This is a genomic window from Albibacillus kandeliae (assembly GCF_003116585.1).
GTDB classification, from domain to species: domain Bacteria; phylum Pseudomonadota; class Alphaproteobacteria; order Rhodobacterales; family Rhodobacteraceae; genus Albibacillus; species Albibacillus kandeliae.
In genome coordinates, this window is sequence record NZ_QEHM01000001.1 from 588,861 (window position 1) to 612,374 (window position 23,514).

At 67.3% G+C, this 23,514-nt stretch carries 17 protein-coding genes; 5 read left to right on the forward strand and 12 right to left on the reverse strand.

Annotated features, from left to right (window positions below; genetic code table 11):
- Positions 1-169 precede the first annotated feature (169 nt).
- The 4 genes from DDT93_RS02795 to DDT93_RS02810 form a co-directional block, all read right to left on the reverse strand.
- The gene (locus tag DDT93_RS02795) at positions 170-853 is read right to left on the reverse strand and encodes a sugar transferase (RefSeq protein ID WP_109464261.1); all 684 of its coding nucleotides are present in this window, start codon (positions 851-853) and stop codon (positions 170-172) included.
- 402 nt (positions 854-1,255) lie between these two features.
- On the reverse strand, positions 1,256-2,491 hold the full coding sequence (locus tag DDT93_RS02800; RefSeq protein ID WP_109464262.1) for a polysaccharide biosynthesis/export family protein: 1,236 nt from the start codon (positions 2,489-2,491) through the stop codon (positions 1,256-1,258).
- On the reverse strand, positions 2,488-4,005 hold the full coding sequence (locus DDT93_RS02805) for a lipopolysaccharide biosynthesis protein (RefSeq protein WP_109464263.1): 1,518 nt from the start codon (positions 4,003-4,005) through the stop codon (positions 2,488-2,490). The genes DDT93_RS02800 and DDT93_RS02805 overlap by 4 nt, the downstream gene beginning before the upstream one ends.
- Before the next feature lie 162 nt (positions 4,006-4,167).
- The gene (locus tag DDT93_RS02810) at positions 4,168-4,959 is read right to left on the reverse strand and encodes a hypothetical protein (protein WP_109464264.1); all 792 of its coding nucleotides are present in this window, start codon (positions 4,957-4,959) and stop codon (positions 4,168-4,170) included.
- A gap of 218 nt (positions 4,960-5,177) precedes the next feature.
- On the opposite strand from DDT93_RS02810, the gene DDT93_RS02815 reads away from it, so the two are divergent.
- Complete coding sequence (locus tag DDT93_RS02815) at positions 5,178-6,038, forward strand: sulfotransferase family protein (protein WP_157960079.1); 861 nt, start codon at positions 5,178-5,180, stop codon at positions 6,036-6,038.
- Between the two features lie 6 nt (positions 6,039-6,044).
- Here the strand turns inward: DDT93_RS02815 and DDT93_RS02820 are convergent, their stop codons facing one another.
- Entirely contained in the window at positions 6,045-7,259 is a 1,215-nt protein-coding gene (locus tag DDT93_RS02820; protein ID WP_109464266.1) for a glycosyltransferase family 2 protein, read from the reverse strand.
- 194 nt (positions 7,260-7,453) lie between these two features.
- On the opposite strand from DDT93_RS02820, the gene DDT93_RS02825 reads away from it, so the two are divergent.
- Entirely contained in the window at positions 7,454-8,278 is an 825-nt protein-coding gene (locus tag DDT93_RS02825; RefSeq protein ID WP_109464267.1) for a family 16 glycosylhydrolase, read from the forward strand.
- A gap of 74 nt (positions 8,279-8,352) precedes the next feature.
- Entirely contained in the window at positions 8,353-9,561 is a 1,209-nt protein-coding gene (locus DDT93_RS02830) for an O-antigen ligase family protein (RefSeq protein ID WP_157960080.1), read from the forward strand.
- On the opposite strand, the gene DDT93_RS02835 is transcribed toward DDT93_RS02830, so the two are convergent.
- From DDT93_RS02835 to DDT93_RS02855, 5 genes are all read right to left on the reverse strand, one after another.
- Positions 9,555-11,909 carry a GNVR domain-containing protein gene (locus tag DDT93_RS02835; protein ID WP_109464269.1) on the reverse strand — a complete coding sequence of 785 codons (2,355 nt, stop codon included), beginning with the start codon at positions 11,907-11,909 and terminating at the stop codon, positions 9,555-9,557. The two genes, DDT93_RS02830 and DDT93_RS02835, sit on opposite strands and share 7 nt — an antisense overlap.
- Positions 11,910-11,921: 12 nt before the next feature.
- Positions 11,922-12,875, reverse strand: a complete 954-nt coding sequence (locus DDT93_RS02840; RefSeq protein ID WP_109464270.1) for a glycosyltransferase — start codon at positions 12,873-12,875, stop codon at positions 11,922-11,924.
- Positions 12,872-13,840, reverse strand: coding sequence for a glycosyltransferase family 2 protein (locus tag DDT93_RS02845; protein ID WP_109464271.1), 969 nt, complete (start codon positions 13,838-13,840; stop codon positions 12,872-12,874). Before DDT93_RS02845 ends, DDT93_RS02840 begins: the two co-directional genes overlap by 4 nt.
- A complete protein-coding gene (locus DDT93_RS02850; protein ID WP_109464272.1) occupies positions 13,837-14,937 on the reverse strand; it encodes a glycosyl transferase in 1,101 nt (366 codons plus the stop codon). Before DDT93_RS02850 ends, DDT93_RS02845 begins: the two co-directional genes overlap by 4 nt.
- A gap of 320 nt (positions 14,938-15,257) precedes the next feature.
- Positions 15,258-15,545 (reverse strand): hypothetical protein, encoded by a 288-nt coding sequence (locus DDT93_RS02855; protein WP_109464273.1) that lies wholly within the window; start codon positions 15,543-15,545, stop codon positions 15,258-15,260.
- A 418-nt stretch (positions 15,546-15,963) separates the two neighbouring features.
- On the opposite strand from DDT93_RS02855, the gene DDT93_RS02860 reads away from it, so the two are divergent.
- Together DDT93_RS02860 and DDT93_RS02865 are read left to right on the forward strand one after the other, a co-directional pair.
- Positions 15,964-18,243: a molybdopterin-dependent oxidoreductase gene (locus DDT93_RS02860; RefSeq protein WP_109464274.1), complete on the forward strand. Its 2,280-nt coding sequence runs from the start codon at positions 15,964-15,966 to the stop codon at positions 18,241-18,243.
- 53 nt (positions 18,244-18,296) lie between these two features.
- Positions 18,297-19,007, forward strand: a complete 711-nt coding sequence (locus DDT93_RS02865; protein WP_109464275.1) for an IclR family transcriptional regulator — start codon at positions 18,297-18,299, stop codon at positions 19,005-19,007.
- Between the two features lie 34 nt (positions 19,008-19,041).
- Here the strand turns inward: DDT93_RS02865 and DDT93_RS02870 are convergent, their stop codons facing one another.
- Positions 19,042-20,397: an efflux transporter outer membrane subunit gene (locus tag DDT93_RS02870; RefSeq protein WP_232825354.1), complete on the reverse strand. Its 1,356-nt coding sequence runs from the start codon at positions 20,395-20,397 to the stop codon at positions 19,042-19,044.
- A 4-nt stretch (positions 20,398-20,401) separates the two neighbouring features.
- Positions 20,402-23,512 (reverse strand): multidrug efflux RND transporter permease subunit, encoded by a 3,111-nt coding sequence (locus DDT93_RS02875; RefSeq protein WP_109464277.1) that lies wholly within the window; start codon positions 23,510-23,512, stop codon positions 20,402-20,404.
- Between the last annotated feature and the right edge of the window lie 2 nt (positions 23,513-23,514).

The following is a 23,514-nucleotide window of genomic DNA, read 5'->3' on the forward strand; positions in this document are numbered from 1 at the left end:
TGGCGCGGAAAGTTTCAAACTGTCTGTGGAGGGGAAATCGACAGGGTCAGGCTGCATGGGATGCGCTGACGTCGTTTCATTATCATTTTGTATCAGTTAGATGCGCATCATTTCTAACGCAGCACGCAAAGTATCGGGCCCGGGGTGGACGATGCCCGGGCCCGAAAGCTCAGCGACCTGTTCGTCCCATCACCGCGTGAGCGGTGCGCAGAAGGATCCGAAGGTCGGCCGCGAGCGAGAGGTCGGCGTAATAGCTGGAGTCGAGCGCAACCCGGCGGCTGTAGGACACGTCGTTGCGGCCCGAAACCTGCCACAGCCCGGTGATGCCGGGGCGCAGCGCCTTGTAGACGCGCTGCTGGCTGCCATAGCGTTCCAGCTCGGGTTCGGTCACCGGGCGCGGGCCGACGAGGCTCATCTCGCCGACGAGGACGTTCCAGATCTGCGGCAGCTCGTCGAGGCTGGTCTTGCGCAGGAAATCCCCGATCGGGGTGACGCGCGGGTCGTTGCGCAGCTTGCGGTCGCGCTCCCATTCTTCGCGGGCCGCGGGGTCGGATTCGAGAAGCGCTTCCAGCCGGGTCTGCGCATCGACCACCATCGTGCGTATCTTCCAGCATCGGAAGGCCCTGCCGTTCTGACCGATCCGGACGTGGCCGAAGAAGGCGGGGCCACCGTCCAGACGGGCCACGAGGTAGAGGCAGGCGATGATGGGCAGGAGGCCCGGAAGCAGAACCGCGCAGATCAGGAGGTCGATCAGGCGTTTGGTCGTGGCTTGATAGCGCTCAGCCCGGAACGGGTGTGAACTGGGGGACGCAGAACTCTTGGCCTGGGAACTGCGCGTATAGATATCGGTCATCTGGCTCGTCCAATCTGCATTTATGGAATCCGGGGTACCCGGTTCCGAAGCGCCCCCACCTCGGATGCCACTCTCCCGACCGGACCACGGTCTTCCACATGGGAGAGTTGCCCGCTCACGCTACCCGTAATGCGTGTATTCTCAATGACATGCTCGCGCATAGGAGTTTTTCCGCTGTGCCGGGTAGGTAAAAATTCTGTTTTCTTTCAGTGTGTTGCGAGGTCCTTTCACGAAGCCCGGATGGGCGGAATCCTGCCGCCCTCTCTGCGGCGCAGAAAAACTGCTCAGATGCGCGGCGAATGGGCAGAAAATGAATCTCCGAAACATTCCTGAACGTCCGAACCGCCCGGCGAGTCGCAATGAGAATCAGATGCTTAGCGCCGACCGCGGGGCGGTGACGGGCTAACCTTCCTGATTTGGCAGGCGCAGCGAAAACTCGATGAAATCGCCGGGCCGAACGGGCATGTCCAGCGCGTCCTCGAAGACCTCTTCCTTGCCGTCGGGCGCCGCGCGTCGCACCGTCACCCCCAGCAGTTCGTCGGGCCGTGTGCTGGCCTGCATCGACACGGTCAGCCGTTCCTTGAGGCGCCGGTTTTCCCGGACCTCGGCCAGTTCCGCCTCGGCGGTCTGCTGGTCGGCCAGCAGCTGCGCGGCGCGGCCCTGCACCAGTTCGAGCCTCTCGCTCTGGGCGGCGGAGAGGGCCTGACGCGCTTCGAGGATGGTCGTGGTGGTGTCGAGCTTCTGGGTTTCGAGCGTCGCGAGCGTGCGCTCGGCATCGAGCAGGCGGGTGTTCACGGTCAGGCCGCGGTCGGCCAGCTCCTTGACGGAATCCTTTTGTTCCTCGGCCATCTGCCGCTGGCGTTCCAACACGTCGAGCTTGGCTTCGAGCGACGAGACCTCGGCGGTCAGGAACTCCTCGCGCCCGTCGATCAGTTCCAGCGCGCGGGCGGACTTGTCGCGGTTCATCCGCAGCAGGTCACGCTCCTGCGCGCGGATCGCCTCGCCGCCGGTCGGTTGCTGCAGCAGGGGAAAGTCGATGCTGTCGCGGTCGGCGCGTTCCGCCACCAGCCGGGCCACGCGGGCGGCGAGGGTGTCTTCGCGGGTGCGCAGGATTTCCAGCTCGCTGGTGGCCTGAAGCATGTCGCGCAGGACGCTGTCGTTGGAGGATTGGAACAGCCCGACACCGCCCGCGCGTGCGAACAGGCGGCGCGGGGTCGATCCGGGCTCGTAGTCGAAGGCGCCGGGGTCGCGCACCACGCCGCCGACGGTGACGGGCAGGCGGCTGGCAAAGGTGAGCTGAACGCCGGGTTCTTCGGCCAGGGCGAAGCGCTGGAGGATTTCCTGGGCGATATCGCGGGTCAGATCCTGCCTGCTCTTGCCGGCGGCCTCGACCGGGCCAATGAACGGCAGGTCGATGGTGCCCTGCCGCGAGACGGCGAAGGTTTCGGAAAAGGCGCCCCATGCGCGCACCTCTCCCTCGACCGGCAGCCATTCGGTCACACGCAGGGTCAGCGTGTCGGAGGGAACGATCTGTTCCGCGTCAAAGACGAGGCCGGCGCTGTCCTGCGCCTGAAGCCGACTGACGGGGGATACGGTGGCAAGGGCGAGGGAGAGAGCGGAGACGAGAAGATATTTCATGCGGAAACCCGTTTCGGACCGGCGGATTTACCACGGGTCCTGGCGATGTTCAGGATTTCGGTGATCTGGGGACGGGCCCCGGCGAAGAGGACGACCGTGTAGAGCACGAGGCCGAGAGCAAGCTGGCTGGCCAGCAGCGTCTTGGCCGAGAGCCCGGGCACCAGCGCAGGGAAGGCGAGAACCCCGGCAATGGCGGCAACTGTTGCTGCGGCGGGCGCGGCGAGCGTGGTCAGGTAGGCGCCGCGCTCGAGGTCCAGCATGACGCGGGTCTTGCGCACGGAGAGCGGCCAGATCAGCACCATGCGGATCAGCGAGGCGGCGATGACGGCGTTCAGGCCCAGCGGGAAGACCGCGAGGATCAGCGCGAACTCGGTCAGGCGCAGCCCGGTCTGGAACCAGAACCACCAGCCCGATTCCCCGAGGTTGCGGATGACTGCCGCTTGCAGGGTGCCGATGCCGCCGAGGATGCCCATGACGGCCAGCGCCTGCACCGCCGGGATCGCCTCGGTCCACTGGCTGCCGAAGACGGTCGGCACGGCGGTCGGGGCGAGGGCGATCAGGCCGCCGAAGACGGGGAGGTTGAAGGCGCCGACGGCGAAGAGGGCCTTGGTAAAGGCGATCCGGCGCTTCTCGACGTCCGATTGCAGGCTGGCGAAGAGCACGTTGGAGACCGGCGAGAACATCCCCACGGTCAGGTTGCGCAGCATTTCGGTGAGTTTCTGGGCGAAGAAATAGAGGCCGAGTGCTGCGGGGCCAAGGACGAGGCCCATCAGGAACTGGTCGATCCGGGCCTGGTTCATCATGCGGTTGCCCATCGCGTAGAGGCCGAAATAGCGCAGGTCGCGCAGGGCCGAGAGGCTGAGGGCGACGCCGGGGCGCCACTGGGCGGCGATTGCCGTCACCACGAGGTTGGCGAGCGAGGTGGTGAGCTGTTGCAGGACGAGCGCCCAGAGCGCGAAGCCCTGAAAGGCCAGCAGCAGGCAGACCACGGCGCCGAGCCCGTTGGCGATGATGGTGCGGAAGGCGATGTAGCGGAACTGCATCCGCCGGGTGACGAGGGCGAAGGGCACAGCGAGCAGGCCCTCGAAGATCAGCCGCAGCGCCAGCACCGGCAGGATCACCGCGATGGAGCCCGCACCGACCAGCCGGCCGATCAGCGGCGCGCCAAAGGCGAGCACGGCGTAGAAGGCGAGGCAGAAGACGGTGGTGAACCAGAAGGCCGAGTCGAGGTGGCGGCTGTCGATCTCCTCGCGCTGGATCAGTGCCTCGCCAAAGGCGATGGGCGCGATGGCCGAGGCGATGAGGACGATGGCGGTGGCCATCGAGACGGCACCGAAATCCTCGGGCGAGAGCACGCGCGAGACGATGGCAAAGACCACGGCTGCCAGCACTGTGCCGAAGCCGACCTGCACGAAGGACCAGAAGACACCGGATACCGAGGCCCGCGTCCGGCCCTGCGACAGGTGCCCGAGTTCGGCGGTCGCGGTGCCGGACCCGGTGTCACGATGCGTCATCGGTCGTACTCCAAACGGCAGCGATCCCGGCCCGCCGGGCCGGTCTCACGAATGCCTGTGTCGCCCCCGACTACATCCCGTGATAGTTCCAGATTTCAAACTCGGCCCGATGATTGCTGCAAAGCAGCGACCGGGCAAGCCCATGCCCTGACTGGACTTTGACTAGTCGGCGCCGATCAGCGCAGCGTCGGCGGGTTCCCGCGCGGAGTAGGTGAATCCCATCCGCTGTTCGAGCGCCGGGTCGACTGTGCGCAGCACCCAGTCGCGGTCTTCGGGGCCGAACAAATCTTCGCCCTTGCGGGCTCCGACCGTTCTGTCCTGCCAACTCCAGCCGAAGTGGCCCTGCGGCACCGACATCTCGGCAGAGGGGTCGAGACCGGTCTCGGCGGCAATGCGCCGGACGGTGGCCTGCGGGTCGCGGGTGACGCTGTCGAGCGTGCAGTAGATCACGCGCGCGCCGCGCGCCGGCAGCGACAAAAGCGACTCGGCCTTGGCCTTGCGCAGTTCGACGAGCGAGGCGAAGGGCTGCCCGTTGATCGGGTGCAGGTCGTAGTTCAGCGGCTGGCCAAGGCGGCTGTCGCCACTCTCGAGCCGGAAGTGCTCGGGTGCGTCCACGGTGCTGCGCCATTCGCTGCGGATGAAGTCGGCAAAGGGCAGGGCGCGAATCTCTTCGGTGCTGTGCCAGGGCTTGCCGTACATGCTTTGCAGCCAGCCGAAGACCTCGCGGAAGATGACCACGAAGACCACATCTTTTGGCGCTGCGAGGAAGTCGGGAAAGCCGTGCTTCCATGCCATCGCATAGCTGCGTTTCATGGCGAAATTCGCCGCGATGAGATTGTCGAGAAAGTTGGTTCCCGAGCAGCGCTCGCCCAGCACCTGATAGCGCACCGGCGGTTCCTTGGCGACCTGGCGCTTGAGCCGCGCCGCGCGGTCGATGAACGGCTTAAGGTCCATTACTTACTCCGTTTTCTGCTCGCGCCCGCGATTGCGGCACGGTTGCTGTCCACAATTCGATCATCGTGCACGGGTTCCGGGCGAGTCAATGAATCTGCTCGCCCTTGAGTGGTATTTCGCTTGAATCGACACAACCTCTGATAAAGGTTGCCGAGGGTGCCGTTTTCCTGTGCAGGTCGGGGCGACGGGTGGTGATTGAAAGTGAGCCGGAGGTCGCATTGCGGACGGAAATATCAAGGGATGCCGATGCGGGACTGTGCGACGTGATCGTGATCGGCGCGATGAAGGCAGGCACCACGACCTTGTTCGACATGCTGGCGCGCCACCCCGAGATCGGGGTCTCGCGCGAGAAGGAAACCGACTTCTTCCTTGGGCACAGGGTCTGGCAGCGCGGGCTGTCGTGGTACGCCGACCAGTTTCCGCGCGACCGGCGCGTGCGCGTCGAAGCCTCGCCGAACTACACCAAGCGCGAGGCATTTCCCGGTGTCCCCGAGCGGGTGCGGGAGTTGTTACCGCATTGCCGCTTCGTGTTCCTGGCCCGCGACCCGGTCAAGCGGGCGCTGTCGCAGTACACCCACCTGGCACTTCAGGCGCCGGACACGCCGCCGCCGGACAAGCTGATCGGCAGCGAGACGCTGCGCCATATGGTCGATGTCAGCTCTTACGCGCGGCAGATGGAGCCGTGGCTGGAGGCGTTCCCGAAGGAGCGCTTTCTCTTTGTGGAGTTCGAGGACTACGTGCAGGATTCGGCGCCGACGCTGCGCCGGGTGGCGCGGCATATCGGGGTGTCCGAGACTTGGGGCTTTGATTCGGTGGCGCAGTCCAACTCGCGCGAGATGGTTGCGAAACTGCCCGGCTGGTATTTCCGCGTTCGCGACGGCAGCGTCGGGCGGGTGGCCAAGGGCATGCTTTCGCCGCAGGCGCGCAGCCGGGTCAAGGAAATGCTGAGTTTCGGGGCCGAGCGCCGGGTCTCGCCCGTCGGGCGCGAGGTGCGGGAAATCCTGATCGAACAGCTGGCGGAGGACGCGCGGCGGTTCCGGGCGCTCAGCGGGTTGCAGGGCGCGAGCTGGACGGTGTGACCCGGTTCAGGGCAGCGGCAGGCCGGAGGTTCCGGCCGCCGAGGCCGCGTCGAAGGTCACGCTGCGATAGCGCGGCAGCAGCCAGAACGACCAGAGCGCATCGTCGCCCGAGACCGTGACATCGAGGTCGTGGCGCGCGGAGAGGTCGGAGAGACGCCCGGCGAATGCCGCCGGTGCCTCGGACCAGGGGTCGCCCGGCGCGGGCAGCGCAGGGGCGCGCAGGGGTTCCATGTCGCCCGGCGTGGGATGTTCGCCCGGCGAGAGGATGGCAAGGGCGAGAGCGCTGCGGCCCGGATCCTGCGGCGTCATCTTGCGGCGCACCCGGGCAAGGGCGATCCGGCCGAGATCGGCGGCGAGCGCCGGACGCCGCGCCAGTTGCCGAAGGGCAGTCGCGTGGTCGCGCGCCTTGATCGCATCGACCAACAGCTGGAAGTCGAGCAGCGCCACCAGTTCGCCCCGTCGCGCCTCGATCTGGGCGCGCAGGGTCGGGTCGTCGAGCGTTTCGCGCATCCTGTCCTGGCTGTCGATCATCGCGCGCAGGTCGCGGGCGCTGAGGCGGAAGGAGATCGACGCGCTATGGCGGCGGTAGAGGTACATCGGATCGGGCAACAGGAACAGCCTCGCACCATTGAGCATGAGGCGCAGGTAGAAATCGTAGTCTTCAGAGTTCTTGAGCGACTCGTCGTAGCGCAGGTCGCCGATGCAGGCGCGGCGCATCAGCGGCTTGAGGTAGCCGAGCGGGGGCATCTCCGAGCCGGGGCGGCCCGCATCGAGGAAGGCGCCGAGGTCGGTCTCGAGAGGGGCGCGGAGCGAGAGTTGCCCCAGCAGGGTACGCCCCCCGGCGCCCGGCATGTCGCCGAAGAACAGCTTGTCGTCGGCGACCATGTCGGCACCCAGCCGGTCGGCGGCGGCCAGCAGACGGCGGATGCGGTCGGGGTGGATCATGTCGTCGCTGTCCATGACGGCAACCCAGTCACCGGTCGCCGCGTCGAGCGCGCGGTTGCGCGCCGCCGCCGGGCCGCCGTTTGACGGGGCCTCGATCAGCCGGACGCGGCTGTCGCGATCACCATAGGCGCGCACGATCTCGGGGCTGGCGTCGGTGGATGCATCGTCGGAGACGATCAGCTCGAGATCGGCGTGGGTCTGGCGCAGAACCGATTCGATGGCGGCCGCCAGGTAATCTGCGCCGCAGTAGTTCGCCATGATGATGGTGACCGTCATGCTGATCTGTCCTGTTGCAACCCCAGCGGGAAATCACGACGCACAATCCTGAGGCAGGGTCAGGTCCGGCCCGGCGAGAATTCGCGGGGTTTCGCCGGTCCCGGCCCCTCTTTCCCTAATTGATTTGCCAAGATTTTTCATTCCAATACGATCATTTAAGTGAACGATTTGCCAGAGAAATGATGGGACCAAAAATGGCCGAACGCGAGTTTTCGCTCAATTCATGGTTGCGTGGCGTTCGGCTGTGCAAGCGCGGCATCGCGAGTGCCGCCCTGCTGCTGGCAGGGCTGTTGCCGGGGGCGGTGGCGGCGACGGACAACGCGGCCTTCCGCGAGGAATTCGACCGGTTCGACCGCAAGGCGTGGTACGTGTCCGACGGGTGGTCCAATGGCGATCACCAGAACTGCCAGTGGTCCAAGCGCGCCATCGGGGTGAGCGAGGGCAACCTGAGCCTGCGCTACATTCCGCTGCCGAATGCCAAGGCGGGCAAGCCGGCCGCGCTCTGCGGTGAGATCCAGACCAAGGCGCGCTATGGCTACGGCACCTACGAGGCGCGCATTCGCACCGACGCGGGTTCGGGCCTGAACGCGGCCTTCTTCACCTACATCGGACCGGTTCACAAACAACCCCACGACGAGATCGACGTGGAGATCCTGCCGCGCAGCGCCGACAGGGTCTGGCTGAACAAGTACCAGGACGGCACCGACCAGGGCATGGGGCAGCTGGCGGACCTGCCGGGCTTCGACAGCGGCGTGTATCACACCTATGCCTTCATCTGGGAACCCGGGCGCATCCGCTGGTTCATCGACGGGCGTCAGATGATGGAGCAGACCGAGAACCTGCCGAGCCACCGGCAGAAGATCTATTTCAGCTTCTGGGGCACAGATACTTTGGTGCGCTGGATGGGGCCGTTCACCATGCCCGATCAGCCGCTCACGATGAACGTCGACTGGGTCGCCTTCACTCCGCTTGGGCAGGGTTGCGCCTTTGAGGGGTCGGTGCTGTGCACGCTGGAATGATGGCTGCGGGCGTCGCCACGGAGCGGGGGTGGATCGTCCGGATCTGTCCGAATGTCGTGTTGGTGACGGTCGCGATGATCTGCCTTCTGTACCTGACCCGGCTGGGCGCGGCGGGGGCAGGGCTGTTCCTGCTTTCGGGGCTCGTGCTGCTGGGACGTGAACCCACCCGGACCCTGTGGGAGGCGCGCAGTTTTGTCCTGCCGATGCTGCTCTGCGGGTTCTGCGTGGCCTCGACGCTCTGGTCGAACTACCCGGCGGTGACGCTCAGGTACTCGGTCCAGCTGACCCTGACCTTCATGATCGCCATTGCCATCGCGAACCGGCTGTCGCCCATCGCGCTGCTCAAGATCGCAACGGTGGCATACATCCTCGCGGGGATCGGCAGCCTGGTGATCGGGCGCGCGGGCGAGAACGGCATCTGGTTCGGCATCTTCGAATCCAAGAATGCCTTTGCCCAGGCATCGACGGTGCTGGTGGTGGCGGGGGTGGCCTGGATCTGCGACCGCGCGCAGTCCGTGACATGGCGCCTTGCGGGGCTGTTCTGTGTTGCGCTCGGGCTGGCCGAGCTGGTCATGGCGCAGTCTGCCGGGGCGCTGATCGCGACGATGGGGACCGTCCTGCTGATGCTGACCATCATGACGATGCGGCGCATGACGCGGCTGCAGCGGGCCTTTGTCGCGACCCTGGCGATGGCCGGGATGGTGGGAATGGTCCTGTTCCTGACCGGCTATTTCGAGGAGTTCTCGCACGCCTTCCTGCAACTGACCGGGAAGGACGTGACGCTGACCGGGCGCACCGAGCTGTGGGAAATCGCCTTTGGTCAGATTCAGCAGCACCCGCTGCTGGGACAGGGCTACAAGGCCGTCTGGGTGCGGGGCAATCCGCTGGCCGAGGCGCTGTGGAGCTACTTCGACATCAAGAGCCGGTCTGGGTTCCACTTTCACAACACCATGATCTCGAACGCGGTCGAGATCGGGGTGGCCGGGGTCCTGCTGCAGGCGGGGCTGTTCCTGTCCGGGCTGGTGTTCTGCGTGGCCTGGGCGCTGCGCTCGCCGCGCGCCGAGGTGATCTTTCTCGCGGGGCTGATGCTGCGGCAGCTGCTGCTGATGCACAGCGAGGTGGTGTTCTTCACCCAGTTCGACGCGATGTCACTGCTGACCGTGGTGGCCTTTGTCTTTGGCCTGCGCGCCGCGCGTCAGGAAAAGACCCGGGCGGCGCTGCGCCGCCATGCGGCGGAGGGGCGGCTGCGGGTGCTGCACCGCCGCCCCGTCGCGGCTCAGTAATAGTCGCCATAGTCGCCGATGTAGGAGGCGCCGTCGGCGTCTCCGGCAAAGTCGGGCAGCTTGCGCATGTCGACCTTGTTCAGGATCACGCCGGTCAGTTTCTTGAGCAGGGCGGCATCGCCACCGACCAGTCCGCGCAGCAGAGCGCGCGAGGTCTTGCCCCATTCGGCCACGAGGATCAGCTGGCTCAGTTCCGGCAGGATCAGGCGGGCGTCGATCACCGGGCCCATCGGGGCGAGGTCGACGATGACGTAGTCGAATTCCTTGCGGAGCTTTGCCAGCAGCGATTTCATCGCCGCCCCGCCGATCAGTTCGCCGGACTGGCTGAAATCCTCGGGCACGACGGCGGGGATGATGCGGACCCCGGTGCCGGGCAGCTGCCGCGCGGCCTCTTCCCAGCTGACCTCGCCGATCAGGACCTCGATCAGCCCGGCGCCCCAGTCGGTGCGCGTCTTGCGGCTGAGCGTGGGGTGACGGGTGTCGCCGTCGATCAGCAGGACCGAGGCGCCGGAGGCGGCAAAGATCGCCGCGAGGTTCATGGCGATGGTGGTCTTGCCCTCCTGCGGCCGCGCAGATGTGAGACCGAGAGCGACGCCCTTGTCGGAGTCGTTCTTGAGCTGCACGGCGAGGCGCACGTTGCGCAGGGTTTCGGCGAAGGGCGAGCGCATGTGGTTCATCACGTAGACCGAGTTCTCGCGCATGCGCTCGCGTGGGGTCGGCGGCGCCTCGTCGACCACGGGGGGCGGAGTGGCTTGGGACCGGCGGAACACCCAGGTGTGACCGGTGTCGGTGTCCGAGGTCTTCGCCGTCTCCGAGATGGCCGGGAGGTAGCCGAGGAAGGGCAGGTGCAGCGCCTCGCGCACCTGTTCCGCAGTGCGCAGGTAGCGGTCGCGCCATTCGCGCAGTCCGGCCACGAAGGTGGCGGCCATCAGGCCGAAAATCACCGCGAGCGCGAGCACGATCGGGGCGCTGGGGCCTGCCGCGCTGGTCGGGACCTCGGCGGTCGAGAGGATACGGACGTTGGAGATTGGGAAGGTCTTTTGCTGGTCGACCTCCTGCATCTTCGACAGGAAGTTCTGGTAGAGGCGCGAGAGGGTGTCCGAGCGTTGTTCCAATGCGCGCAGCCGGACCTGTTCGGTGCCCTGTTCGGCGTCCTCGTTCATCGCCAACCCGAGCCGGTCGCGCAAAGTCTGTTCGCGCTCCTGAGCGAGGGCGAGTTCGCCCCTGGCGCGGTCGAGGTTCTGCGAGATCTCGGCATAGAGCAGGTCTGAGGTTTCGCGTGCACGGCGTTCGTAGGAGGGCACCTGCGGATGGTCGGCCCCGAAATCGCGTTTGATCCGGTTCAGGTTGTTCAGGGCATCCGATAGAGTGCGCTGCAACTCCTGCAGCTTGGGGTCACCAAAGGTCGGCAGTGCCGAGGGAACGCCGGTCAGGAACGCCTCGGGCCCGGCGCGAACCACGGCGTCGAGCGCGTTGACCTTGGCCTGGGCGCGGGTGACCTCGGAAATGGCGGTGGTGAGCGCGTTGCCAAGGCTCGACACCGCCTCCTGCGACATCGGGGTCGAGGAGGAGGTCAGCCCGTGCGCGGCGCGGAACGCCTCGACGTCCTCTCCGGCTTCGCGCGCGGCGGTCTCGAGTTCGACCAGCCGGGTCTGCATCCATTCGGTCATGCGCTGGATGGCGACGAAATTGGCGTTCAAGACGTCCGAGACATAGGCCTCGGCATAGGCATTGGCGACGGCGGCGGCGAGGGCCGGGTCATGCGAGCGGTAGGAGATCGCGAAGCCGGTGCTGAGACCGATGCGCGACACCTTGACCTTCTTCTTGAGCTCGGTGGCGACGGCGGCAACGCGCGACTCCTCGGTCGCGGGGGGCAGGTTGGCGGCGGGGGACGGCATCAGTGGCGACAGCAGGGCCTTGATGCCGGACTTGAGCCCGCCCACGGCGCGTCCTGCCAGCGATTCCGGCGGGTTGAGGTAGGTCGGGTTGTCGACCAGCCCGAGCGTCTGTACCACCCGCCGGGCGATCTCGTCCGAAGTGATGACCAGCTGCGCGCTCTCCAAGGCGGTGTCGGTGGTGCTGAACTGATCGAGTTCGGTGACCTGGCTGATGGTGCCGTTGATGTTCCCGTCCACCAGCAGGGCGGATTCCGCGCCGAAGTACTTGGGCGTGGTGGCAAGGTAGAAGACGCCCGCCAGCAGGGCGATGGCGACCGACCAGTAGGCCACGCGCCGCTGCCGCCAGAACACCTTGGTGATCCGGTCGAGGTCGATCGTCTCGGCATGGCGCGGGACGGCGGATTCGAGCGCGTTGCTGCTGGTGTCGATCAGGAATTCTACTTGTTTCAATGGGATGTCCCGTCAGTTTGATGGTCTTTGCGAGGCGCCAAGGGGCTTGGTTCCGTAGATGTCGAGGGTGCGGGACCCGGCGCAGACGCTGACGTTGCCGAGGTGGAGTGCGCCGCGCACGAGGGCCCCGTTGCGCTTGACCGGATTGGCGAGATGGCCGAGCCCGAGCGCGAGGCAGGCCAGCGCCTTGGCCCCCGCCGTGGCCGCCTGCGCCGCACGGCGCAGCGGACCGGCATCGCGCAGCAGGAGGTCGCCGTGGGTCTGGCCCATGCGGAAGCGTCGACGCAGCAGCCAGCCCAGCCGGGCGCGCTCGGGCGGCACCACTTCGTAGGCGATGGCCTGCGGCGCATAGGCGATCTGGCCACCCTGCCGCAGGATACGGTCGAAGAAGGCGGTATCCTCGCCCCCGGTCTTGCCGCGCGCGGGGTCGAACTCGCAGCCCGCAAGCGCCGGATGGCGGAGGTCGATCAAGGTGTTGCAGGTATAGCCGGTGACGGCGAACCCCTCCGGGTCCAGCTTTGGCACCGTGTCGTGCATCCGGCCACGCCGCATCCAGGGCGGGGCGGTGTCGTGGTAGTCGGCCTGCACCGGCCCGATGGCGCAGGCGCATTGGCGGTCACGCACCGCATCCAGAAGGGTGACCAGCCACGCGCTGTCGACCGTTTCGTCGTCGTCGAGAAAGGCGAGATAGCGCGCGCCCGAGGTGCGGGCGGCTTGAAGGATGGCGTTTCGTGCCACCGAGATGTTGTTGGCGGGGGCGAAGAGATAGGTGACCGGAAAGGGCAGCTCGGTGCCCGCGTTCCGGACGATGTCTTCGCCCGTGGGGGTGGTGTCGTTGTCGGCGACGATCACCGACACCTTGACACTCCCGGGCAGTTGCAGCCGGCCCAGCGAGGCCAGCGTCTCGGCGACCGAAGGACGGCGGTAGGTGCAGAGACCGATGGCGATGCTCTCCCCTTGGGTCATGGCGTCACCCTCCCGATGCCGAGGCGCTGGGTCCAGAACCCGGCGGACCAGGCGACCTGCATCACCCCGGCGGCAAGGCCGGAGAGCAGCGTCGCGCCCTCGCCCGAGGTCACCACCGAACGAAGGCCGCTGTAGAGGCAGAGCGCGAGCCAGCCTAGGAAGGGCAGCGCGAAGACGGGGCTGAGACCGGCGAGGGCGATCAGCATCAGCGCCGGGCCGATGGCGGCCGCGATCCATTGGCGCAGGGCCGGGCGGCTGTGATGCTTGGCGAGGTTTCGAGCGCGGCCCCGGCCAAAGGCGAAGTACTGGCGGAAGAGGCCCCTGACCGTGCTGCGCGGGTAGTAATCCACGTGGGTCGCCGCGGTGAGCCAGATGCGATAGCCCGCCGCGCGCAGCCGGTGGTCGAGTTCGGCATCCTCGTTGTGGCTGAAACTGGCATCGTAGCCGCCGACCGCCCGGAAGGCGGTGATCCGCATCAGCGCGTGGTGGCCGTGATCGACCCATTCGCCGTCGGTGCGGTTGCGATGGGCCGAGCCGCCGTTTCCAAAGCGGCTGTTCTGCGCCGCCGCGACCATTCGTTGCGACGGGGTCTGGCCGATGGCGACCATCGAGACGACGACACTGTCCGCGCCGGTATGCTCGGCCTCGGCGAGGAGCACGTCGCAGTAGCCCTCGGGATAATCGGAATGCGCGTCGATGCGGATCAGGTACTGGCAGTCGGCGCCATAGCGCTCGACCGCGAGGTTGATCGCGGCGCTCTGGTATCGTTGCGGATTCTGCAGGAGGCGCAGGCCGGGTTCGGTCTCGGCCCGGTCACGGACGATCTGGCAGGTGGAGTCGGTGGAGCCCCCGTCGGCGACGACAAGGATGGCGTCCTGCCGGTTGAGGAACGGCAGCAGGCGGTCGAGGACGCGGCCGATGTGGGCGGCCTCGTTGAGGGTCGGGATGACGACCAGTGTGCTCATGAGGTCACCTCTTCGGCGTTGTCCTGCGGCGACCGCCCCGGACGCAGGTGGGCGCGGGCGATGGCGTCGGTCAGCGCCCGGCAGTCCTCGTCATCGGCCAGCCAGGTGGAGCGCGGCAGGCCGGAGACCTCGGCGCGGGCGCGTTCGATGTCCTCGGGCGTCAGGGCGGCGAGCATCGGCTGCACCGCCTCGGGGTCCGCCGCCAGCAGGCCACAATCCAGCGCCACCAGCCGCCTCCCGAGCTGGTTCGAGGCCAGCGCGATGGGAACCGCGCCGAACAGGCCGCCCTCATACAACCGGTTCGGGAGCAGCCATTCCGAGTTGCCGTCGGCCTCGTACCGGTCGATGAGCCAGCTGAGGTCGCAGGGGCCGTAGACCTCGGCCAGATCGCGGGGCCATTGATAGGCGCCGCCGAAGGTCATGTCGGGATTGGCGGCGACGATCTTGTGGAAGTCCGGCACGACATCGAGGGCGGGCTTGCCGCGCAGGAGGACGCGATAGCGGCCAGGGGCCGCGCGCGTGATCCGGTCGAGTTCCTCGAGGCTCCAGGCGCAGCGCAGGATGCCGGACCAGCCGATCACGATGGGGCCGCCGGGCGTGCGGGCCGGGGCGCAGTCGAGGCGCAGGTCGGGCGTGGCGAAGGGCTTGTTCTCGATCAGCAGGGTCGGTGGGACGCGGGAGAAGTTCGGGCGCAGGTACATGTCCTCGAACCCGGGTGAGGAGATCAAAACCAGCGCGCAATGGCGCATGAGGTAGCCCTCGACCTGCCGCAGCGCGCGGGAGGCGAAGGAACTGCCGAGCATCAGGCGGTGGACGTCCAGCAGTTCGTAGACGAGGCGGGCGGCGGGATAGCGGCGCAGCAGCGCGCGGCCAAGCACCAGCATCTCGAGGTTGCGGGCAATGATCACGTCGGGATCGGGCACCCCGGCCTGGGTCAGCTTGTCGGCGATCCGGGGCAGGGTGCGCAGCACGGTCCCCGCACGCTCAAGCAACTTCGAGTTGTGAGTCTGGCCCAGCACCACGGCCTGCTGCGCCAGCGCTCCGACACCCCGTCGGAAGCCGGCCACGGCCATGGTCGCGCCGCCGCGTTGCAGCATCGTCACGCGACGCCATATGGCGCTATCATCAAGATTGTGCGCCAAATACAAGATATTCATCAGTAATCCGGTCCTGTGCGTTAGCCAGAACCACCCAGCACATCTACCTTCTGCGAACCAGATGACAATGAAATGTCTTTTTGATCCGGGCGGGAGATTGCGCAGGTTTCGGCCCTCGGGTGGCCGAATCTTGCCGGGGTCCTCCGCGCGATGCCCGGATTATGTGCAACCCTTGGTTGTTGTCTCTTGCCATGCCGGAGCGAGGTGATAGCGCTCGCGCAGGTCGCGCCAAGGAACGGGGGCGAGGATTCGGAGCGGGGTCAGTCGGTACCGGCGGAAGAGCGTCCGAGGAAATAGCTGATCAGGGTAAAGAGGATGGTCAGCGCCGCGGTGGCGAGGCCGTAGACCGGAACTGCCCAGACCAGGGTGATCGCCGAGCGCATCACGAGGATGACGGTTCCGAGCAGCGCGAGGGGCACCGCGAGTACCAGCGCTCCGAAGGCAATGCGAAGTTGATCGCCTGCGCGGAAGGGCACCCGGCCTGCGTTCATCCCCTTGGGGGAAACGGTCTTGTCGGCGGTCGGATGCACGCGGGTATGGGTGTCCACAATAGGTTCCTCGATACTCCCCCGACGGCAAGTTTATGCCAGTCCGAAGGGTCGGACAATGAATTGTTCCCAATTGAACGGGAACCATGGCTGAATCTTTCAATATCGGAAAATCGTTGCTCCTCGCTGGACAATGGCGGCCGAATGGACGCTGCCGGGATACCGTCGAGGGGATGGTGACGCTTGCACTGATTCAGAAGCGGTGTGGTGCGCAGGGGTGCATCCCCCGCGCGCCGGGCGAGGGAAATCTCGTTACGTCTGGCCCGAGCGGTCGCGGACGAGGTTGCCTTCCCCGGTGACACGGGTCTAGCGTGCCGCTCGATGACGTCCCGATGGGGCGCGATGGTCTGGCCCGGTCTCTCCGGGCAGATGTCGCACCGCCGGACGCCCGCCAAATCTGTCTCGGAGGTCGCATCTGATGCGCTACACATCTGCTCACTGGGGTATCCGCGAAGTTCATGACACGGACGAGGGCGTAACCCTGTACTCCCTGGCCGATGATCCCTGTCCCAACCGGATCGGTCTGGACCAGCTGACGCCCGAGGTTCAGTCGGCGCGGGTGCTGCGCCCGGCGGTGCGGGAGAGCTGGCTGAAGGGCGGGCCGGGCAGCGCGACCGACCTACGGGGAGATGAACGTTTCGTCGAGGTCAGCTGGGACGAGGCGCTTGACCTCGTGGCGACCGAACTGGACCGGGTGCGCGGTACGCATGGCAACGGGGCGATCTATGGCGGCTCCTACGGCTGGTCGAGCGCCGGGCGGTTCCACCACGCGCAAAGCCAGGTCCATCGGTTCCTCAATTCCATCGGTGGCTATGTCGCGCATCGCAACAGCTACAGCCTCGGGGCGGCGCACGTCATGTCGCGCCACGTGGTCATGCCGCTGTGGGAGATGCTGGAGACGACGACCGACTGGTACGTGCTGGCCGAACACTGCGAGCTGTTCGTGACCTTTGGCGGTGTGCCGGACAAGAACGCCCAGATCGCGGCGGGCGGGGTGCGGAGGCACCACCTGCCGATCGCGCTCAAACGGATGCGCGACAACGGCTGTGCCTTCGTCAACATCGGTCCGGTGGGCGACAACATCGCGCCCGAGGCCGAGGCCGACTGGATCGCGGTGCGCCCCAATACCGATACCGCCTTCATGCTGGCGCTGGGGTACGTCCTGCTGGAAGAGGATCTGCTGGATCGCGCGTTCCTTCAGACCTACTGCGTCGGGTTCGACACCTTCGCGGCCTACCTCAGGGGCGAGAGCGACGGCTGCGCCAAGACGCCGGACTGGGCGGCAGGGATCACCGGCGCCGAGCCGGGCGCGATCCGCGATCTGGCGCGGCGGATGGCGGGCAAGCGCACGATGATCAACATGGCGTGGTCGTTGCAGCGCGCGGATCATGGGGAACAGCCGCTGTGGATGCTCTTCGTGCTTGCCGCCATGCTGGGGCAGATCGGTCTGCCGGGCGGCGGCTTCGGCTTTGGCTACGGGGCCGAGAACGGGATCGGCAGCCCGGGACGGCGGCTGCCGGGGCCGACCCTGCCGCAGGGCCAGAACGGGGTGGGCGACTTTATCCCGGTGGCGCGCATCGCCGACATGTTGCTGAACCCCGGCACCACCTATCGTTATGACGGCGAGGTCAGGACCTATCCCGACATCCGGCTGGTCTATTGGGCGGGGGGCAACCCCTATCACCACCACCAGGACCTGCACCGACTGCGCAAGGCCTGGGCCAAGCCCGACACGATCATCGTGAACGAGCAGTACTGGACGGCCACGGCCAAGCACGCCGACATCGTGCTGCCCGCCACCATCGCGCTGGAGCGCGAGGACATCGGTTATGCCTCGCTGGAGGAGCATATCCTCTGGATGAGCAAGGTGTCCGAGCCTGCGGGCGAGGCGCGTGACGATTACTCGATCTTCGGCGCGCTGGCCGCGCGGATGGGCACGGCGGATGTCTTTACCGAAGGGCTGGACGCCGAGGGCTGGCTGCGCCGCCTCTACGACGAGAGCCGCCAGCGGATGCGCGGCGAGGGGGTCGACCTGCCGGAGTTTGACGCGTTCCGCGAGACAGGGTTGGTCGAACTGCCGGGCGAGGGCGGCACCGTCCTGCTGGAGGCGTTCCGGAAGGACCCGGTCGCGAACCCGCTCGCCACGCCCTCGGGGCGGATCGAGATCTTTTCGCAGACCATCGCCGACATGGGTCTGGAGGACTGCGGGCCGCACCCGATGTGGTTCGAGCCCCGGGAATGGCTGGGTGCGCCCGAGGCGCAGACCTGGCCGCTGCACATGCTGTCGGACCAGCCCAAGGGCAAGCTGCACAGCCAGCTCGACCACGGCGAGGCCAGCCGCTCGCTCAAGGTTGGCGGGCGCGAGGTGCTGTGGATGAACCCCGGCGATGCCGCCGCGCGGGGCCTGACCGAGGGCGACGTGGTGGTGGTGCAGAACGGGCGGGGCCGCTGCCTTGCCTCCGCCCGCCCCGATGCGATGATCATGCCCGGCACGGTCCGCCTCTCGACCGGGTCCTGGCTCGATCTTGTCGACGGGCTGGAGCGGGCGGGCAATCCGAACGTGCTGACCGCCGACCGTGGCACCTCGGGGCTGACCCAGGGCGCGGTGGCGCAGAGCTGCCTTGTCGAGGTCGCGCGCTTCGAGGGCGAGGCCCCGGCGCCCCGCGGCTGGGATCCGGCGCAGATCGCGGCGGAGTGAGAACGGACGGCGCGGGGGCTGTTGCCCCGGCGCCGCGACGCGCGGGAGGACACATGACAGGACAGGAAGAGCGCGGCGGCGGCATCCAGGTGATCGCCCGTGCGGCGTCGGTGATGCGCGCGCTGGCCGACAACCCGGGCGGGCTGAGCCTTGCCCAGATCGCCGAGCGCGTGGGGCTGGCGCGGTCCACGGTGCAGCGGATCGTGCAGGCGCTGGAGGCGGAGCGGTTCGTCGAGCTTTCGGGCCCCCAGGGAGGTTTCCAGTTGGGGCCCGAACTGGCGCGGATGCTGTACCGGCGGCAGATCGACATCGTCTCGGTCGCGCGGCCCTTTCTCGAACGGCTCTGTTCCGAGCTGCACGAGTCGGTAGCGCTGTGCATGCTGAACGGGGACGAGGTGACGGCCCTTGACCGCTGCGTGGCGGAACGGGTGCTGCGCGTGGTGTTCCCGCTGGGGACGATCCCGCTGCCGGCGCGAGACCTCGCGCCGGGGCTGGCGATCATAGCCGAGAGCCCGGAGCTGCCCGCCGCATGGAGTGACCCGGAACTAGCGCGCAGGCTCGACGCCGTGCGCGCCTCGGGGCGGGCGCGTGACCGGAACGACGATTTCGTGGGGTTCTCGGTGGCGCTTCGCAGCCCCTTGGGGGTTCATGCGCTGGTTGCCGTGGTGCCGGAGTCACGGGCCGAGGGTCGCGACGACCAGATCTTTGCCGAACTTGAGGCCTGCCGCGACGCGCTGGCCGGGCGTCTGGGGTCGGCAGGCTAGGGCAGGCGCGGCCCGTCGGGGCCGCGCCGCATTCTCAGCGCGGGGTGGAGGAGCCGACGTAGGCCCCGGCCCCGAGCGCCACCTGCAGCGTTGCCCAGTCCACTGCCATCGACTGGATCGACGAGGCGAGGCTCAGGCGCGCGGATTCAAGCGAACGGTCGGTGTCCAGCAGGTCGAGCAGCGACAGCGCACCCTGTTCGTAGGACTGGCGCGAGAGTTCCAGCGCGCGCGCGTAGGAGTCGACCGAGTTGCTGACGTGGGTCACGATCTGGCGGTCGCGGATCCAGCGGCTGTTCGAGGATTGCACGTCCTCGACCGCGCCCAGAACAGTGCTGCGCCAGCTGATCTCGGCCTGTTTGGCGGTCGAGACGGCGGCGTCGCGGCTGGCCTGCAGCACCGGCTGGTTGAACACCGGCAGCGAGAGCGAAGGGCCGAAACTCCACGGGGTGCCGCTGCTGCCCGAAACGTCGCCCGCGAGGGTGACCGAGGGCAGCAGATCCGCCTCGGCGACGCCGACGGCGGCCGTGGCCGAGGCCAGCGACATCTCGGCCGAGCGCACGTCGGGACGGTTGCGCAGCAGGTCGGCGGGAATGCCGATGGAGCCAGAAGCGCGCGGACGCGGTTGGGCGCTGCCCTTCTGCATCCGGCTGACCAGCGGATCCGCGGGTTCGCCAAGCAGGGTGGCGATGGAATAGACCTGCGCGAGGAAGCTTGCCTCGAGGCTCGGGATATCGGCGCGCGCGGAGTCGAGCAGGGCGCGGACCTGCACGAGGTCGAGTTCGGTCGAAGAACCGGCGTCGAACTTCTGCTGGGTGATCCGGAGCGTTTCCTCGCGGCTGGAAATGGTGCCGCGCGTCAGCGCCAGCGCCTCCTGATAGTAGCGGGCGTCGATGTAGGCCCCGATCAGCGCCGAGAGATAGGCGAGGCGCGCGGTGCCCTCGTCGGCCTGCGCGGCGGCGAGGTCGGCCTGCGCCCCTTCGCGGGCGCGCCGGATGCCGCCGAAGAGGTCGAGGGCGACCGAGGCCGAGAGGCCGCCGGTGCTGGTGGTCGTGGTGCGGGTGGCGTCCGCGCCCGCGCGGGTCGAGGATGCGGTCAGGTCACCGCTTACCGCCGACGGCAGGCCCGTGCCGAGCAGCGTCGCCTCGGCGGCACGGATGCGTTCCATCGCCTCGGCGATATCGAGGTTCTGACGCAGGCCGCGCGCCACGAGGTCGTTCAGGGTGGAGTCGCGGTATTCGCTCCACCACTGCTTGGTCGCGACTTCGCCGATGCGGCTGGCCGAGGCCTCGGAATAGGTGGAGGTCAGGGCGATGTCGGGCCGCTTGTAGTTGGGCCCGACGGGCGCGCATGCGGTCGCGAGCAGCGCCGCGGTGAGGATCAGCCGTTTCAATGGATCAACTCCGAGCTTTATCGTTACGCGTGAACAGCTTGCGCACGCAGACATAGAAGGCGGGGATCAGGAACACCCCGAGCACCGTGGCCGAGACCATGCCCCCGAGCACCCCGATGCCGATGGAGTTCTGCGCCGCGGCTCCGGCCCCGGAGGCCACCGCCAGCGGCACCACCCCGAGGATGAAGGCGAGCGAGGTCATCAGGATGGGGCGCAGACGCTGTCGCGCCGCCTCGATGGTCGCGTCCACCAGTTTCATGCCCTTCTCCTGCAGCTCCACCGCGAACTCCACGATCAGGATGGCGTTCTTCGCCGCGAGGCCGATGGTCGTCAGCAGGCCGACCTTGAAGTAGACGTCGTTGGACTGGCCGAAGAGCTTGGCCGCCGCCAGCGCCCCGAGGATGCCGACGGGAACCGCGAGGATGACCGCGAAGGGGATGCTCCAACTTTCGTAGAGGGCCGCGAGGCAGAGGAAGACCACCAGCACCGAGATCGCGTAGAGCATGGGCGCCTGCGAGCCGGACAGGCGTTCCTGATAGGAGATGCCGGTCCAGGCGACGCCGTAGCCGCCGGGCATCTGGGCCACCAGTTCCTCCATCGCGTCCATCGCGTCGCCCGAGCTGACGCCTGCACCCGGCTCGCCCGAGAGTTCGAGCGCGAGGGTGCCGCCGTAGCGTGCCAGCGAAGTCGGGACGCTCTCCCAGTTGATGGTGGTGAAGGAGGGGAAGGGCACCATCTCGTCGTCGGAGTTGCGCGCCGACCAGCGGAACAGGTCGGTCGGCTGCATCCGGTAGGGGGCATCCCCCTGCACGATCACCGGGCGCAGTTCGGTTTCCATCTGGAAATCGTTCACGTCGGTGCCGGAGAAGATGGTGGTCAGCATCGAGTTCACGGAGGACAGCGTGAGCCCGTAGCTCGACGCCTTCTGCCGGTCGATGTCGATCCGCATCGCGGTGCGGTCCTTTTCCTCGTTGCCGCGGATGTTGGTCACGCGCCCGTCCGCCTCGGCGGCGGCGACGAGGTCGTCGGCGGCCGCCCGCAGGGCGGCGATACCGCGCGCGCCCTGATCGAGAAGGTACATCTGGAAGCCCGAGGTGGAGCCCATGCCGCTGATCGCGGGGGGCTGGGCGAAGATCACGCTACCCTGACGGTTGGTCTGCATGAAATGCATGTTCGCGCGCATGGCGATGGCGCTGGCCGAGAGCTCGTCCTTGCCCTTGCGTTCGTCGAAGTCCTTGAGCTTGACGAAGACCATGGCGGTGTTCTGGGCCGATCCCGAGAAGCTGAAGCCGAGCGAGGCAAAGGTCGACTGGACGCCTTCGCTTTCCTCGTCGAGCAGGTAGTTCTCGATCTTCTCGACCACGTCGAGCGTCTGGGCCGTCGTCGATCCGTCCGGCAGGCGGATGATCGTCATCAGCACGCCCTGATCTTCGGCCGGGAGGAAGGAGGAGGAGATCTGCGTGAACAGCACCCAGACCAACCCGCCGACCGCCGCCAGCGCGACGAGCGCGGCGAAGGGTCGTCTCAGGATGCGCCGGTTGGCCCCGAGGTAGCCGTTGGTCATGCGGTCGAAGTTGCGGTTGAACCAGCGGGCGGGCGCGATGCCGCTGTCCTCCTTGCGGGGGCGCAGCAGCGTGGCGCAGAGCGCCGGCGTCAGGATCAGGGCGACGAAGACCGAGAGCGCCATGGCTGAGACGATGGTGACCGAGAACTGGCGATAGATGATCCCGGTAGAGCCCGACATGAAAGCCATCGGCAGGAACACCGCCGAGAGGACAAGCCCGATGCCGACGAGGGCCGAGGTGATCTGGTCCATCGACTTCTCGGTCGCCTCGACGGGGCCGAGGCCCTCTTCCTCCATCACGCGTTCGACGTTCTCGACAACGACGATGGCGTCATCCACCAGCAGGCCGATGGCCAGCACCATGGCGAACATGGTCAGCGTGTTGATCGAGTAGCCGAAGACCGAGAGGATGCCGAAGGTTCCCAGCAGAACCACCGGCACCGCCAGCGTGGGGATCAGCGTGGCGCGCCAGTTCTGCAGGAAGACGAGGATGACGAGAAACACCAGCACGATGGCCTCGACCAGCGTGTGCGCCACCTTCTCGATGGAGAGTTCGACAAAGGGCGAGGTGTCATAGGCGTATTCGACGCTCACGCCCTCGGGAAAGCTGGATTTCAGCCCGTCCAGTGCCGCGCGGACCCGTTTGGCGGTTTCCACCGCGTTGGCCCCGGTGCTGAGGTTGACGGCGAAACCGGCGGCGTTGTGGCGGTTGAAGCGGGCGTCGCCGCCATAGCTCTCCTGTCCGATCTCGATCCGGGCGACATCCCCGAGGCGGACCTCGGCGCCGGCGTTATCAGTCTTCAGCAGGATGTTGCGGAAATCGTCCACCGTGCGCAGCTGGCTTTGCGCCGTCACGTCGACGGTGAACTGCTGCGCCGAGGTGGCAGGCGCATCGCCAAGTGCACCGACGGCAACCGTGGTGTTCTGGGCCTCGACGGCCGAGGTGATGTCTGCCGGGGTCAGGGCGAACTGGAACAGGCTGTCGGGGTCGAGCCAGATGCGCATGGCATAGCCCGAGCCGAAGGTGTTGATCGAGCCCACGCCCTCAATGCGCTGCACCGGGCCCTCGACACTGGTGTCGAGGAGGTCGGCCAGTTCGATGGTGGAATAGCTGTCATCCGCGCTGACGAGGGCGCCGACCATCAGGATCGAGCTGGTGGAACGGGACACGCGGACACCCGCGTCCTGCACCGAGTCGGGCAGCTGCGACAGGATCAGCTGGACCTTGTTCTGCACCTCGGTCTGCGCGGTCTCGGGGTCGGTGTCCTGATCGAAGACGAGGCTGATCGAGGAGGACCCGCTGGTCGACGACGAGGTCATGTAGATCATGCCGTCGAGCCCGGTCATCGCGTCCTCGATGGTGGAGGTCACCGAGTTCTGGACCGCTGCGGCAGCGGCCCCGCTGTAGGTCGCGGAGATCCGCACTGTCGGCGGCGAAACCTCGGGGTACTGCGAGATGGGGAGATTCAGGAGGCCGAGGATGCCGCCCAGCATGGTCACGATGGCGAGAACCCAGGCAAAGACCGGGCGGTGAATGAAGAAGCGCGCCATCG